This window comes from Lichenihabitans sp. PAMC28606, from assembly GCF_020616535.1.
Lineage (GTDB): Bacteria > Pseudomonadota > Alphaproteobacteria > Rhizobiales > Beijerinckiaceae > Lichenihabitans > Lichenihabitans psoromatis.
This window is the reverse complement of sequence record NZ_CP085136.1, coordinates 1,122,031-1,134,835: the sequence shown is the minus strand read 5'-3', so window position 1 is coordinate 1,134,835 and position 12,805 is coordinate 1,122,031. Positions and strand designations below refer to the sequence as shown.

General features: G+C 63.0%; 13 protein-coding genes and 1 pseudogene. 12 read left to right on the top strand and 2 right to left on the bottom strand.

The window, feature by feature from the left end:
- Positions 1-72: 72 nt before the first annotated feature.
- Positions 73-1,071: a sensor domain-containing diguanylate cyclase gene (locus tag LGH83_RS05465; protein ID WP_227400928.1), complete on the bottom strand. Its 999-nt coding sequence runs from the start codon at positions 1,069-1,071 to the stop codon at positions 73-75.
- 483 nt (positions 1,072-1,554) lie between these two features.
- Here LGH83_RS05465 and LGH83_RS05460 point away from each other — a divergent pair, with 483 nt between their 5' ends.
- The gene (locus LGH83_RS05460) at positions 1,555-1,809 is read left to right on the top strand and encodes a hypothetical protein (protein ID WP_227400927.1); all 255 of its coding nucleotides are present in this window, start codon (positions 1,555-1,557) and stop codon (positions 1,807-1,809) included.
- Positions 1,810-1,870: 61 nt separating this feature from the next.
- A complete protein-coding gene (locus LGH83_RS05455; RefSeq protein WP_227400926.1) occupies positions 1,871-2,059 on the top strand; it encodes a hypothetical protein in 189 nt (62 codons plus the stop codon).
- Positions 2,060-2,188: 129 nt separating this feature from the next.
- On the opposite strand, the gene LGH83_RS05450 is transcribed toward LGH83_RS05455, so the two are convergent.
- A complete protein-coding gene (locus LGH83_RS05450) occupies positions 2,189-2,671 on the bottom strand; it encodes a MarR family winged helix-turn-helix transcriptional regulator (RefSeq protein ID WP_227400925.1) in 483 nt (160 codons plus the stop codon).
- A gap of 95 nt (positions 2,672-2,766) precedes the next feature.
- Here LGH83_RS05450 and LGH83_RS05445 point away from each other — a divergent pair, with 95 nt between their 5' ends.
- From LGH83_RS05445 to LGH83_RS05400, 10 genes and pseudogenes are all read left to right on the top strand, one after another.
- Positions 2,767-3,855 carry a substrate-binding domain-containing protein gene (locus tag LGH83_RS05445; RefSeq protein WP_227400924.1) on the top strand — a complete coding sequence of 363 codons (1,089 nt, stop codon included), beginning with the start codon at positions 2,767-2,769 and terminating at the stop codon, positions 3,853-3,855.
- 200 nt (positions 3,856-4,055) lie between these two features.
- On the top strand, positions 4,056-5,297 hold the full coding sequence (locus LGH83_RS05440; protein WP_227400923.1) for an ABC transporter substrate-binding protein: 1,242 nt from the start codon (positions 4,056-4,058) through the stop codon (positions 5,295-5,297).
- A 35-nt stretch (positions 5,298-5,332) separates the two neighbouring features.
- Entirely contained in the window at positions 5,333-6,199 is an 867-nt protein-coding gene (locus LGH83_RS05435) for a branched-chain amino acid ABC transporter permease (protein WP_131194805.1), read from the top strand.
- On the top strand, positions 6,199-7,284 hold the full coding sequence (locus tag LGH83_RS05430; RefSeq protein WP_227400922.1) for an ABC transporter permease subunit: 1,086 nt from the start codon (positions 6,199-6,201) through the stop codon (positions 7,282-7,284). Before LGH83_RS05435 ends, LGH83_RS05430 begins: the two co-directional genes overlap by 1 nt.
- 2 nt (positions 7,285-7,286) lie before the next feature.
- Complete coding sequence (locus LGH83_RS05425; protein ID WP_413771107.1) at positions 7,287-8,006, top strand: ATP-binding cassette domain-containing protein; 720 nt, start codon at positions 7,287-7,289, stop codon at positions 8,004-8,006.
- Entirely contained in the window at positions 8,003-8,710 is a 708-nt protein-coding gene (locus tag LGH83_RS05420) for an ABC transporter ATP-binding protein (RefSeq protein WP_227400921.1), read from the top strand. Before LGH83_RS05425 ends, LGH83_RS05420 begins: the two co-directional genes overlap by 4 nt.
- A 30-nt stretch (positions 8,711-8,740) precedes the next feature.
- The gene (locus LGH83_RS05415) at positions 8,741-10,255 is read left to right on the top strand and encodes an amidase (RefSeq protein ID WP_227400920.1); all 1,515 of its coding nucleotides are present in this window, start codon (positions 8,741-8,743) and stop codon (positions 10,253-10,255) included.
- Positions 10,252-11,658: an amidase gene (locus LGH83_RS05410; RefSeq protein WP_319799607.1), complete on the top strand. Its 1,407-nt coding sequence runs from the start codon at positions 10,252-10,254 to the stop codon at positions 11,656-11,658. The genes LGH83_RS05415 and LGH83_RS05410 overlap by 4 nt, the downstream gene beginning before the upstream one ends.
- Positions 11,659-11,669: 11 nt before the next feature.
- Positions 11,670-11,975: a putative quinol monooxygenase gene (locus LGH83_RS05405; protein WP_227400919.1), complete on the top strand. Its 306-nt coding sequence runs from the start codon at positions 11,670-11,672 to the stop codon at positions 11,973-11,975.
- Positions 11,976-12,007: 32 nt separating this feature from the next.
- Positions 12,008-12,769, top strand: a pseudogene (locus LGH83_RS05400) (SDR family NAD(P)-dependent oxidoreductase).
- Positions 12,770-12,805: the final 36 nt, after the last annotated feature.

The following is a 12,805-nucleotide window of genomic DNA, read 5'->3' as shown; positions in this document are numbered from 1 at the left end:
CCCGATCGCTTCGTCGCGCATGCGCCGGAGCGATCGCCAGCCACGTCCTGATCGTGCCGAGACTTTCATCCGTCAGCCTGGCCTGCTCAGTTCGATCCGATTGCGGCCCTGGGCCTTGGCTGAATAAAGCGCCTTGTCGGCGCGTCGGAGAGCATCTTTGAAGGTCTCGCCCGGATCGGGAGCGACGAGACCTGCACTGAGCGTCACGGTCAAGCTCTGGCCGTCTCGTCGCGACAAAGGCTCTATCGCGTCGAGAAGACGGGTGATTTTAAGCTCGGCTCGCGACAGTGAGGTACTCGGCATGATAAGCAGAAACTCCTCTCCGCCGATCCGACTGAGTTGATCCTGTGGGCCGAGCCGTGCCGACAGAGTATTGGCGAGGTGAATCAGCAACTGGTCGCCGGTCTCATGTCCGTGAGCATCGTTGATCTGCTTGAAATAATCGATGTCCAACAAAGCCAAAGTGAGCGGCAGGCGATTGGCACGAAAGACCGCCATGGCGACCTCTGCCGCTTCGAAGCCTTGCCTCCGATTGGGCAATCCGGTCAGAAAATCTGTCTGGGCCGCTTTCACGGCATCGGCATGCGCTAATTTCAGCCGCGACTCCTCAGTCTTCATCGAGGATATCTCGCTGGCGATCACCAGCATCCAGCCTGTTTCGAGCGGATGATCGTTCACCCACCACCAGCTGCCATCGGCGAGGTCAACCGGGAAACTCAGCGCTTGTTTGTGGGTTCGCCGCCGCTCTTTCACGCGCGTCACAAATTGATCGAGTGGCTGCGATTCGAGCTTGATCCCGACGCCCGCTTCGATCGCATCCGCCAGCGCGTCGACGAAATTGATGGGCGACCTGCTGAGGCTTGTCAGAAAAGCCGAGCGGAACGCGGTATTGGCATAGCGGATATGATCCTGTTCGTCGCAGAGACAAAGGCCAATCCCCGTCGCATCGAGGCTCTGGAGAAGCATGCCGATCACAGCAGCATCGCGTGCATCCGTCACATGGTCGAAGGCCGTCGTCATCGCAGCGTTGATGCTCGCAAGCCGCAGGTCTGCGTCCTCAGGGTCGGACATCGCTCATGCTCCCATCGCCAAGTGATGCGAGCGCCCGGCCGGCACCCCCAATGACATCGATCCTCCTGAAAAAGAGCAAACCGCAATTCAGTTCCATCTCGTTCCGCGGTGGAACGATAATCCAAGTGAGGTAATGCCGTGTCTTTACGGTAGAAATGTAGCTCCCGCACCGCCCTTTTGCGGCTGAACGAAAAAGTATCAGACGAGTATTTTAGGGGGAGCTGCTCGCGATCGGCGGGAAAATACTTGCGTGCACCGTAGCGCGCCCCGTGGTAGAGAAGCACGGTTGCGATAAAGTGTAGCACAGTATAACCGTTGACGACGGTCGCTTGCGATACTGCACGAGCGGGTCGTCGAGGTCAGGGCGATGAAGCCGCAGCCGATGGGCGACCCCCGCTATTGTCGTGATGGAGATCCGCAGTCGTGTCGGTGCGGCGAGTATGGCGGTCGCGCAAGCCGAGACGACGTGACGGAGGACATGACATGAGCACTCATCGATATTCAGTTGGAGACAGCGTCGTGCTCGACTTTCAAGGCGAGCAGCTTTTCGCCAAACTGAATCCGTTCACGATCGAGGCGCAACTGCCACCAGTTGGCAGTTTTCTCCAGTATCGCATCAAGAGCGCGGTCGAGAATTTCAGGCGCGTTGCGCCAGAGGATAAGCTAAGCCCCGTCAGCAACGAGCCTGATGCCGTGTTGGTCGAAGCCTCCCCCCCTTATTCAGGCGAAGAAGACTGAATTTCGACGGTCGACGCGCGCCAATCGGTGCGCCGGCAAGGCAACAGAACAGGTTCGTGCCATGGCTCAATCGACGCGTTTTGGACGCCGCCTCCCGCTGCCGTCCACCCGGCAGATCAGGCACGAATTGCTCGTCTTCACACTCGCCGAGGGGGCTCTCTCCGGATCTGTCGAGCAACCGCAGACGTCGTCGACCAACACGAATGTCGCGAGCGACGTCATCCAGCCCGCCGCTCCTCCGGTGATGTGACGCAAGCGTCGAGGCCAACGGCTCGCAGGCATTTGGCCTAACACCATGACGCCCGTGCAAGGACGGTGCTCGCGAGAGGCTGCCGTCCAGCAGCTTGCCGGCCTGAGCGATCGGCTCTGCGCGACGACGCTACTTCGAGCCTTGCGCCAGCACCTTCTCATCGGGCTCGCGTACCAACCGGTCCGCTTCGCGGCGCAGCACTTCGAGATGTTGAGACATCGCTTGCAGCGCGCGGACAGTCAGCGGACCGAGCCGCTTCGTGACGGCCACATCCTCGGCGGCCAGCTGAGGCTTGATCGCCGCAATGCGGTCACGCGCCTTGCAGGACAGAAAAACGAGCACGCGACGGCGATCGCGGGTATCGGGCGCGCGATACACCATGGCGTCCGATACTAACCGGTCGATCATCTTGGTCAGGGTCGCGGCTTCGACAAACGCCATCTGGGCGAGATCACTCATCGATCGCCCGTCCCGTTCATCGAGCAGCGCGAGAATGCGCCATTGCTCGGGCGAAAGATTGGCGCAGGCGACGACGGATTTGACCCGCGCATCGAGCTGAGCGGCGATCTTGGCGACGAGATAGGAGAATTGGTCGGTCACGGGGTCGGTCATCGAGATCTTGTTTTCGCGCACCACCTCTGATCGCTTTAAGGGTGGCGGTCCGCGCTGTCCATCGTGAAGGTGGGTCACCTCGCGACAGACGGCATATGGCTTGCAAAGCTCCGTTCTCACGACTGTCGCTGGCGCGGGGGATTTCCATCAAAGTTGGCTTGCTCATTCCGATGCAGGGCGCAGCGGGGATCTGGGGACCGTCCTGCGAGGCGAGCGCGCGTCTCGCCGTCGCCGAGCTGAACGCGGGCGCAGGAATGCTCCGTCAATCCGTCGATCTCGTCATCATCGACGCCGGCCAAACACGCAGCCATGTCGAGCGCGTCCTCCACGACATCGTGGTGAGCCAATCCGTCGATGCACTGGTCGGGATGCACCTCAGCGATCTCCGGGGCATCGTCGCGTCGCAGATTCCGCCCGACATGCCTTACGTTTATACGCCGCTCTATGAGGGCGGCGACGCCGTCGGCAACGTCTTCGCGATTGGCGAAACGCCAGACCGGCTGCTGCGTCCGGGCATCGAGTGGCTCACGACCCATCGTCGCGCCGAGCGGTGGTGGCTGATTGGGAATGATTACATCTGGCCCCATGTCGTTCATCGTCATGCGCGGCAGATGCTGCGCCAGCTGGGTTGCCGTGTGCTTGGGAGTGCGCTGCTGCCTTTCGATCTCGAGGATTACGAACCGATCCTCGATCAAATCCGCGCCGATCGCCCCGATGCCGTCCTGATGTCGCTGATCGGCGAAGATGCCGTGCGGTTTAATCGAGCCTTTGCGGAAGCCGGGCTCGCTGGCGACGTGCTCCGCTTCGCGACCGCGATCGATGAAAACGTTCTCTACGGGATCGGGGCCGAGAATACCGAGAACATGCACCTTTCGAGCGGCTACTTCGCCCACCTCCGTTCGCCGGAGAACGACGCTTTTCGGGAGCGGTACCACGCAGCCTTCGGCGCGTCGCCGCCGGTGCAAAACGACATTGGGCAATCCTGCTACGAGGGGCTGCACTATCTCGCGGCGCTGATGGGCGTCGCCGGAACCTCGTCCGCTGCGGCGATGCGGTCTGTCGTCAACGGGGCAACGCCGCTTCATCGCAGTGCTCGCGCCTCGGACCCGACGCGTGAGCGCAGCCGCTGGGTGCATCTCGCGGTCGCCGACGGCGTCGACGTTCGCGTCGTGCAGAGCAGGTAAATCCCAAGAATGAGGCAAACCCGCCGCCATATTGTGCAATGCAACCGCAAAGATGTTGAATCTTTGATACTTGAAATTTCAAGCATCGAGTGGTGAAGTCCTGGTGTCTGCAGACGATCAAGCGCGACGGGATTTCGCCTCCTTCGCTTCGTCATGTCGCCTCGCAGACGTGATTTCCCTTCGTTGCAAGGCTGCATCTTATGAATTGGACACGTCGCAGAGTATTGACTTCGACCGCGGCGGCGACCGGCGGCCTCATCCTCTCGCCGGCCGTCCTGCGCTACACCGCGCTCGGTGCGGAGAACCCGATTCTGGTCGGCAGCCTGCATGATCAATCGGGTCCGCTCGGCACAAGCGGACAGCCGATGGTGCTCAGCGTGCAGCTCGCCGTCGAAGAGCTCAATGCCGCTGGCGGTCTGCTCGGTCGGCCGCTGAAGATCGTGTCTTACGATCCCCAGTCCAACATTCAGCTTTACACGCAATATGCCCAGCAACTCGCCCTCAAAGACAAGGTCGCGGTGGTGCACGGAGGCATCACATCGGCCTCGCGCGAGGCGATCCGGCCGATCTTCGACCGGTTCAAAGTGCTCTATTTCTACAACACGCTCTATGAGGGTGGAGTCTGCGACCGCAACGAATTCTGCCTCGGCACCACACCGGCCCAAACCGTGCAAAAGCTCGTGCCGGATGCGATGAGCAAAAGCGGCAAGAAGGCCTACATCATCGCGGCTGATTATAATTACGGCCAGATCACCGCCAAATGGATGACCAAATACTGCCAGGACAATGGCGGGACGGTCCTCTCGACTGAATTTTTCCCCCTCGACGTTACCAATTTCGGTCCCACGATCAGCAAGATCCAGCAGGCCAAGCCCGACCTCATACTGTCGGCCTTGGTTGGCGGCAACCACACCGCTTTTTACCGTCAGTGGACGGCGGCCGGCATGAAGAGCCAGATCCCGATCGCCTCGACCACCTTCGGCCTCGTCAACGAGCCATCGACCCTCGACGCGAAGGAGAGCGAGGGCATCATGGGCGCCTACGGCTTCTTCGAAGAACTCACCACCCCGGCCAGCAAGGCCTATGTGGACAAGATGCACGAGAAATACGGGAAGGATATTCCGTATATCAGCGAGCTCGCCTGCGCGACTTACGAGGGCGTCCACATCTGGGCCGAGGCCGTGAGGAAGGCGGGCTCGATCGACCGAATGAAGATGATCGAGGCGCTTGAAACCGGCATCAGCTTCGCCGGGCCGAGCGGCCAGGTCACCATCGACAAACCGACCCACCATGCGGTCCGCAGCGCCTATCTGGCGGTCGTCAAGGACAAGAAATGGTCGGTCACGGGGAGCTATCCCGACCAGAAGCCGCTCGACACGGCTGCGGTCTGCGACCTCGTGAAGAACCCGACCGACAACCAGCAATACGTCATCAAGATCTGATCGTCGGTATCGGATCGATCGAAAAGGCTGTCGCCATGGATCTCGTGGCCATCATCGGCCTCAATGTGCTGAGCGGCATCGCATCCCTGGTGCTGATCAGCCTGGGGCTTGCGATCATCTTCGGCATGATGCGGATCATCAACCTCGCTCACGGCGAGTTCCTGATGCTCGGCGCTTATGCAACGGTCGTGTCGACCAACCTCGGCGTCAACGTCTGGATCGCGATGCTGGTCGTGTCGCCCATCTTCGTCGGGCTCGTCGGGCTGCTGATCGAGCGGACCCTGATCCGCTTTCTCTATGGCCGATTGGTCGACACGATGCTGGCGACTTGGGGACTGAGCCTTTTCATCGTCGGGCTGATCACGACCATTTTCGGCAATACGATCAAGGGCGTGCCAACGCCGCTCGGCGGCTTCCAGGTTGGTGCCTACCGCTCCGACCTTTATACGCTGGTGCTGGCGTTCGTGGCGCTCGCCTTGCTGGTCGCCGTCGTCGTGGTGATGCGCTTCACCCGGTTCGGCCTCATCGCCCGCGCCACCATGCAGAACCCGAACATGGCCTCCGCGCTCGGGGTCAATCCGACGCGCATCTATATGATGACGTTTGGCATCGGCGCGGCCGTCACGGGCCTTGCGGGTGGATTGCTGGCACCCGTATCGGGCGTCTCGCCCACGATGGGTTCGGCCTTCATCGCCAAGGCATTCATTACCGTAGTGGGCGGGGGCGCGTCGATCCTGGCCGGGACGGCGTCGGCCGCCATGCTGTTCGGTTTCATCAACCAGCTCGGATCGTATTTCACCACGCCGGTTTTCGGTGAGGTGATCCTCCTGGTCGCCGCGACGGTGCTGATCCGCATCTTGCCGGAAGGCATCACGGGCCGCTTCTTCAAGGGAAGCCTCTGATGCGGCGCTTCCCCCTCCCGATGCCGGTTGTTCTCCTCGGCTTGCTGGCCGCTGTCCTGGTCGGTGTCGCGCCGCAACTGGTCGATACGTTCACGCTGATGCAGTGGACGGTGTTCCTGGCCATGGGCGTCCTGGCTCTCAGCCTCGGCTTTATCTGGGGCTTTGGCGGCATCCTGTCGTTCGGACAGGCCGCGTTCTTCGGGCTCGGTGGCTACGCCTATGCGGTGGCGGCCTTCAATTTCCCCACCAGCGTGGTGCCGCTGATCTGCGCCGTTTTGGTGCCGACCGTGTTTGCGGCGCTGCTCGGCTATTTCATGTTCTACGGCCGTATCAGCAACGTCTATGTCGGCGTCATCACCCTGACCGTGACCTTGATCCTCTTCAACGTCTTCAATTCGACGGCAGGCGATGCCTATCGGATCGGGGCGGCGGCGCTTGGCGGCTTCAACGGCATTCCGTCGGTACCCGGCATCACCCTGCCGCTCAACGATTACGCGTTCGCGCCGGAAGACAATTGGTATCTGACGGGCGGCTGCCTGATCGCCATATTCCTCGGCCTCAGACTTTTATTAGCGAGCCATTTCGGCCGTGTCGTCGTCGCGATCCGCGAGAACGAGACGCGCGCCTCGCTGCTCGGTTATGACCCGCGCCTCTACAAGCTGTTGGCCTTCGTGATCGGTGGTGGCATCGCGGGTCTGGCAGGTTGCCTCTATACGCTATGGGGAGCCTTCATCAGCCCGACGATCTTCGGCCTCGCCACATCGGCGCAGATCATCATCTGGGTGATGATCGGCGGCCTCGGAACGCTGATCGGGCCGGTCCTCGGCGCCATCGCGATTCAGGAACTGATCACCGCGATCGGGACCCAACAGGCGCTCGACGCCAATCTCGTGCTCGGCATCATTCTGCTGGTCTTCGTGCTGCTGATGCCGGCCGGCGTCGTCCCTGTCGTCGAGAGACTGACATCTCGGCTCTGGCGGGGACGCAAGCTGAGCCGCGCCGCCGTCGTCGCCGCAGCGCGTGACGAGATCGCGGTCCCGATGGTGGAGCCGCCCGGCGGCGCGCCGGCGCGGGCGGGAGAATGAGCATGAGCGAGCCCCTCCTGCAAACCAAGGGCCTGACGATGCGCTTCGGCGGCGTGGTTGCGGTCGATACGGTCGACTTCACATTAGCGCCCGGCGAATTGCGCTGCCTGATCGGTCCCAACGGGGCGGGGAAGAGCACGTTCTTCAAGATGCTGACCGGACAACTCCTGCCGAGCGCCGGCACGATCGTGTATCGCGGTCGGTCGATCGCGGGTGCGTCGTCGCATGCCATCGCGCGGGCCGGTATCGGCATCAAGACGCAGACCCCATCGGTCTTCAACGGCCTCTCGATCCGCGAAAACCTGTGGCTCGCGGCCCGTCGCAAGAACGCCGACAGGAAGGCGGAGGCGCTGGTCGATCAGGTGCTGGAAACGGTGGCGCTGACCGGCGACACCGGCCGGATCGTCGGAACGCTGTCGCACGGCCAGCGCCAGTGGGTCGAGATCGGCACCGTCTTGGCTGGTGAACCCGACCTCATCCTGCTCGACGAGCCGGCCGCCGGCATGAACCACGACGAGGTTGGCCGGACCGCCGAGATCATCCGCACCATCAACCGCACCAAATCGCTCATCGTGGTGGAGCACGACATGGCTTTCATCCGCATGATCTCGAACCTCATCACCGTCTTCAGCCAAGGCGCGGTGCTGATGGAAGACAAGGCCGATGCCGTGATGCGCGATCAGCGAGTGCGCGACGTCTACCTTGGCAAGAAGGCCGCATGATGCTGCAGGTCTCCGCCCTCCAAGCCTCCTACGGCCGCGTTCCGGTGCTGACCGGCATCGATCTTCGCCTCCGGGCCGGCGAGTTCCTCGGCATCCTCGGCCACAACGGCATGGGCAAGACGACGCTGATGCGAACCTTGATGGGCTTCATTCCGGCCACCTACGGCGGTGTGGCGCTGCTCGACGAGGATATCACCCATCTCAAACCGTTCGAGCGCGTGAAGCGCGGCATGGGCTACGTGCCTCAGGGTCGCGAGATCTTTCCGGCGCTCAGCGTGCTCGACAATCTCCGCATGGGCTGCGTGGCGGGTGGCCGCGAGAACCGCGCCATCATCGACGAGACGCTGCAATTGTTCCCCCGGCTGACCCGGCTCCTCGATCGGCAGGGCGGGGCGCTTTCGGGCGGCGAGCAGCAGCTTCTGGCTTTGGCGCGATGCCTTTGCACCCGACCCAAGCTGATCCTGCTCGACGAGCCGACGGAGGGCATACAGCCCTCGATCATCGAGGAGATCGCCGCGACCTTGCAGCGGCTACGCGAGACATCCGGCATCGCCATGATCCTGGTCGAGCAGAACCTCGAGTTCATCGCGGCACTGTCGAGCCGTGTGTTGGTGATCCAGAAAGGCCGCATCACCGGCGAACTGCGGCCCGACCAACTCGACGATCCCGATATCGTCGCGGACCTCATCGGTATGGCGGCCTGACCTCAGGCCACACCAACAACGGAGAACGTTATGGCAGTCGCACGCCCCACGCCCGAACAGATGACCGATATCGTCGACGGCCTCGGCATGAGCCTCTCGCCCGAGCGCATCGCCGAATTCATGGATCTCATGGCCGGCAGCTTTGCGGCCTATGACCTCGTGGAATCGTTGCCCGACTACATCCCGGCGGTGAAATATCCCCGCACGCCCGGCGTGTTTCCTCCCGCGAGCGAGAACAAGCTCAACGCGTGGTACGTGAAAAGCGAGGTGAAGGGCGCGCCCGAGGGTAAGCTGAAGGGCAAAACCGTCGCGCTCAAGGACAATGTCTGCCTCGCCGGCGTGCCGATGATGAACGGTGCCTCCAGCCTCGAAGGCTATGTGCCCAACCTCGACGCCACCATCGTGACACGCCTGCTCGACGCCGGCGCCACGATCATGGGCAAGGCCCATTGCGAATATTTCTGCTTCTCGGGCGGAAGCCACACCAATGCGAGCGGCCCCGTCCATAACCCGCACAAGATGGGCTACTCGGCCGGTGGCAGCTCCTCGGGGAGTGCCGCGCTGGTTGCATCAGGCGAGGTCGACCTGGCGATCGGCGGCGACCAGGGCGGCTCGATCCGCATTCCGGCCGCTTATTGCGGCATCTACGGCATGAAGGCGACGCATGGCCTCGTACCCTATACCGGGGTCATGCCGATCGAATCCACGATCGACCATACCGGCCCGATGACCGCGAATGTCGCCGATAACGCGCTGATGCTGGAGGTGCTGGCAGGCGAGGACGGGCTCGACCCGCGCCAATATGCCCCCAAGGTTGCGCCCTACACGCAAGCGCTCGGTCGCGGCGTCAAAGGCATGAAGATCGCCGTGCTGAAGGAGGGATTCGGTTTCGCCCAAAGCGAGGAGGATGTCGACGCCAAGGTGCGGGCGGCGGCGGGCAAATTGCGCGAGATGGGCGCCGAGGTCACCGAAATCTCGCTACCGGAGCATCTCTGGGGCCCCGCGATCTGGACGCCGGTCGCCAGCGAGGGCGCTCAGATGCAGATGATGCTGGGCAACGGCATGGGCTATAATTGGAAGGGTCTCTATACGGTCTCGTTGCTCGATGCCCATGCGGCGTGGCGCGAGCGGGCCGATTGCCTGTCGGATACGCTGAAGATCACCATGATGGTGGGCCAGTATTTCATCTCGCAATATCGTGGACGTTTCTACGCCAAGGCGCAGAATCTCACTCGCATGCTGAAAGCCTCCTACGACGCGGCGCTCGGCACCTACGATCTGCTGCTGATGCCGACCCTGCCCATGAAGGCCACCCCAATCCCGCCGGCGGATGCGCCTCTCGGCCTCGTCGTGCAGCGCGCTTTCGAAATGCTGCCCAACACCGCCCCGTTCGACATCACAGGCCATCCTGCCATGGCGATTCCATGCGGCATGAGCGACGGGCTCCCGATCAGCATGATGCTGGTGGCCAAGAGCTACGACGAAATGTCGATTTATGCCGCTGCCTCGGCCTTTGAATCCGGCACCGATTGGAAATCCCTGTGACGCTCACCGGCGAGATGGCTTTTGCCGAACTGACCGAGGTGTCGGCGCAGATCCAGGCGGGGGCGGTCTCACCAGTCGCGTTGACCGAGGCGATGCTCGAGCGGATCGCCGCCAAGGATGGCGCCTTGCACAGCTACGAGCGCTTGATGCCCGAGAGCGCCCTGGCCGAAGCCGCTCTGGCTGAAGCCGAGATCGCGCGCGGCGTGGTTCGCGGTCCGCTGCATGGCGTGCCACTGGCCGTCAAGGACCTGTGCTGGACCGCCGATGCGCCAACGGCCGCCGGCATGGCGCTGCATCGGGCCTTCATGGCGCCGGAGGACGGCACCGTCGTGGCGCGGTTGCGCGCGGCCGGAGCCATTATTCTCGGCAAGCTCGCCATGACCGAAGGCGCCTATGCGGGTTATCACCCTCACATGACGGTGCCGCTGAACCCGTGGGACGTCGAGGCTTGGCCCGGCACGTCTTCGAGCGGCTCTGGCGCCGCGACGGCCGCCGGTCTCTGCTATGGCTCTATCGGGTCCGACACGGGTGGATCGATCCGCTTCCCCTCGGCCGCCAACGGCCTGACCGGCATCAAGCCGACGTGGGGGCGGGTCAGCCGATACGGTGCGTTCGAGCTCGGCGGCACGCTCGACAATCTCGGTCCGATGACCCGTAGCGCTCGCGATGCCGCCGCCATGCTTGGGGTGATCGCGGGATATGACGCGAAGGATCCGACCAGCCTCCGCGCGGCCGTCCCCGATTATCTGGCCGGCATCGATGGCGGTGTCGCTGGCCTGCGGATCGGCCTCGCACCGCGCTGGATGGCGGAAGGAACCGACGCGCCGGCCATGGCGGCCATCGAGGAGGCGCGGCGAGCCCTGGTCGACCTTGGCGCAACGATGGTCGAGATCGACTTTCCGGACAGCCAGCAAGTGCTGCAGGATTGGTTCCCGCTCTGCGCCGTCGAAGCCGCCGTGGCTCACGAGGCGACGTTTCCGTCTCGCCGTGCCGATTACGGCGTGATCCTGGCGCAGTTTCTCGACATCGCGGCCGATGTCACGGCGGCCGATCTGCAGAAGATCGCGTTGCGCCGTCTCGCCTTCCGAGGCGAGGTCGAGGCCGCGATGGATGGCATCGACCTGCTGCTCGTCCCGGTTCAGGGCATGAGCGGCCCGACCATGGCCGACATTTTGACAGCCGCCGAAGCCGATCCCGTCATCGCCGACCTGCTTCGGTTCTCGTCCGCTTTTAACATGACTGGTCAGCCTACGATCACATTACCGGCCGGTGTCACGTCCAACGGGCGCCCCGTCGGTGTGCAACTCGTCGGTCGTCACCTCGACGAGGCGCTGCTGTGTCGAGCCGGCCATGCGTTCCAAAGCGTGACCGACTGGCACAAGCGGCATCCTCGGCTGCAGTAAGGATCGCGCATATGGTCAGCCTCATGGCCATCATCCGGTGCAAGCCGGGCAGCATCGAGACGGTCCTGGGCGCGCTTTTGGCCGTGGGTGACTACGTCAAGGCTCATGAAGCCGGCACGCTTGACTATGTGGTCATCCGCTCGACCGATGATCCCTCGATCCTGATCACGCAGGAACGATTTGCAGATGCGGCCGCGATGACGGCGCATAATGACGGCGACGGATCGAAAGCCTTCTTCTCGGCGACCATGGGTCTTCTGGGCGAGGTTACGGTTCATGTCGGCGATGTCGTGAACGCGGTTTCGGCCAAGCGTTGAGACGGGGTCCGACGACAGGGAAGGAGACGAGATTGGATCTGCATCTGAAGGGCCTCAAGGCCATCGTGACCGGCGGCACGAAAGGCATCGGGCGCGCCATCGTCGAGACATTCGCCAGCGAGGGAGCTTCCGTGGCCTTCTGCGCCCGCAACGAGGCCGAGACCGCCGCCACCGAAGCGGCGATCCGTGGGAAAGGCGTCGAGGCCTTTGGCACGGTGCTCGACATCGCCGACGCCACCGGCCTGAAATCCTGGGTCGAAGCGGCCGGCAAAGCCATGGGCGGCATCGATATCGTGGTGGCGAACGTCAGCGCGCTCTCGATCGGCGCCGACGAGGAGAGCTGGCGCCGCGGGTTCGAGGTCGACATGATGGGGTGCGTGCGCCTCGTCGAGGCTGCGATGCCGTTTCTGGAAAGCAGTGAGGCGGCCGCGATCGTCAGCATATCGAGCGTGTCGGGTCGCGAGATCGACTTCGCGGCGGGACCCTACGGCGCCTTCAAGGCTGCGCTGATCCACTACACGCAGGGGCTGGCCTATCAGCTTGCGGGTCAAGGCATTCGTGCCAACACGGTGTCGCCGGGCAATACCTATTTCGAGGGTGGGGTGTGGCATTAGATCAAGGACGGCAACCCGGATCTCTACAAGACCTCGCTTGCGCTCAATCCGACCGGCCGGATGGGCACACCGCAGGAAATGGCCAATGCGGTCGTGTTCCTGGCGAGCCCAGCCGCAAGCTTCGTCACGGGCACCAATCTCCTGGTCGACGGGGCACTGACACGGGGCGTGCAGTTCTGACCTGAGCGCAGGATCGATGCCCGCGCGCGCCGATGT

Bases quoted from the DNA above. Each gene is read 5' to 3' on its own strand.
- LGH83_RS05420 (WP_227400921.1), top strand. From the start codon at position 8,003: ATGATGCTGCAGGTCTCCGCCCTCCAAGCCTCCTACGGCCGCGTTCCG.
- LGH83_RS05405 (WP_227400919.1), top strand. From the start codon at position 11,670: ATGGTCAGCCTCATGGCCATCATCCGGTGCAAGCCGGGCAGCATCGAG.
- LGH83_RS05440 (WP_227400923.1), top strand. From the start codon at position 4,056: ATGAATTGGACACGTCGCAGAGTATTGACTTCGACCGCGGCGGCGACC.
- LGH83_RS05425 (WP_413771107.1), top strand. From the start codon at position 7,287: ATGAGCGAGCCCCTCCTGCAAACCAAGGGCCTGACGATGCGCTTCGGC.
- LGH83_RS05460 (WP_227400927.1), top strand. From the start codon at position 1,555: ATGAGCACTCATCGATATTCAGTTGGAGACAGCGTCGTGCTCGACTTT.
- LGH83_RS05445 (WP_227400924.1), top strand. From the start codon at position 2,767: ATGGCTTGCAAAGCTCCGTTCTCACGACTGTCGCTGGCGCGGGGGATT.
- LGH83_RS05465 (WP_227400928.1), bottom strand. From the start codon at position 1,071: ATGTCCGACCCTGAGGACGCAGACCTGCGGCTTGCGAGCATCAACGCT.
- LGH83_RS05450 (WP_227400925.1), bottom strand. From the start codon at position 2,671: ATGACCGACCCCGTGACCGACCAATTCTCCTATCTCGTCGCCAAGATC.
- LGH83_RS05435 (WP_131194805.1), top strand. From the start codon at position 5,333: ATGGATCTCGTGGCCATCATCGGCCTCAATGTGCTGAGCGGCATCGCA.
- LGH83_RS05415 (WP_227400920.1), top strand. From the start codon at position 8,741: ATGGCAGTCGCACGCCCCACGCCCGAACAGATGACCGATATCGTCGAC.
- LGH83_RS05455 (WP_227400926.1), top strand. From the start codon at position 1,871: ATGGCTCAATCGACGCGTTTTGGACGCCGCCTCCCGCTGCCGTCCACC.
- LGH83_RS05430 (WP_227400922.1), top strand. From the start codon at position 6,199: ATGCGGCGCTTCCCCCTCCCGATGCCGGTTGTTCTCCTCGGCTTGCTG.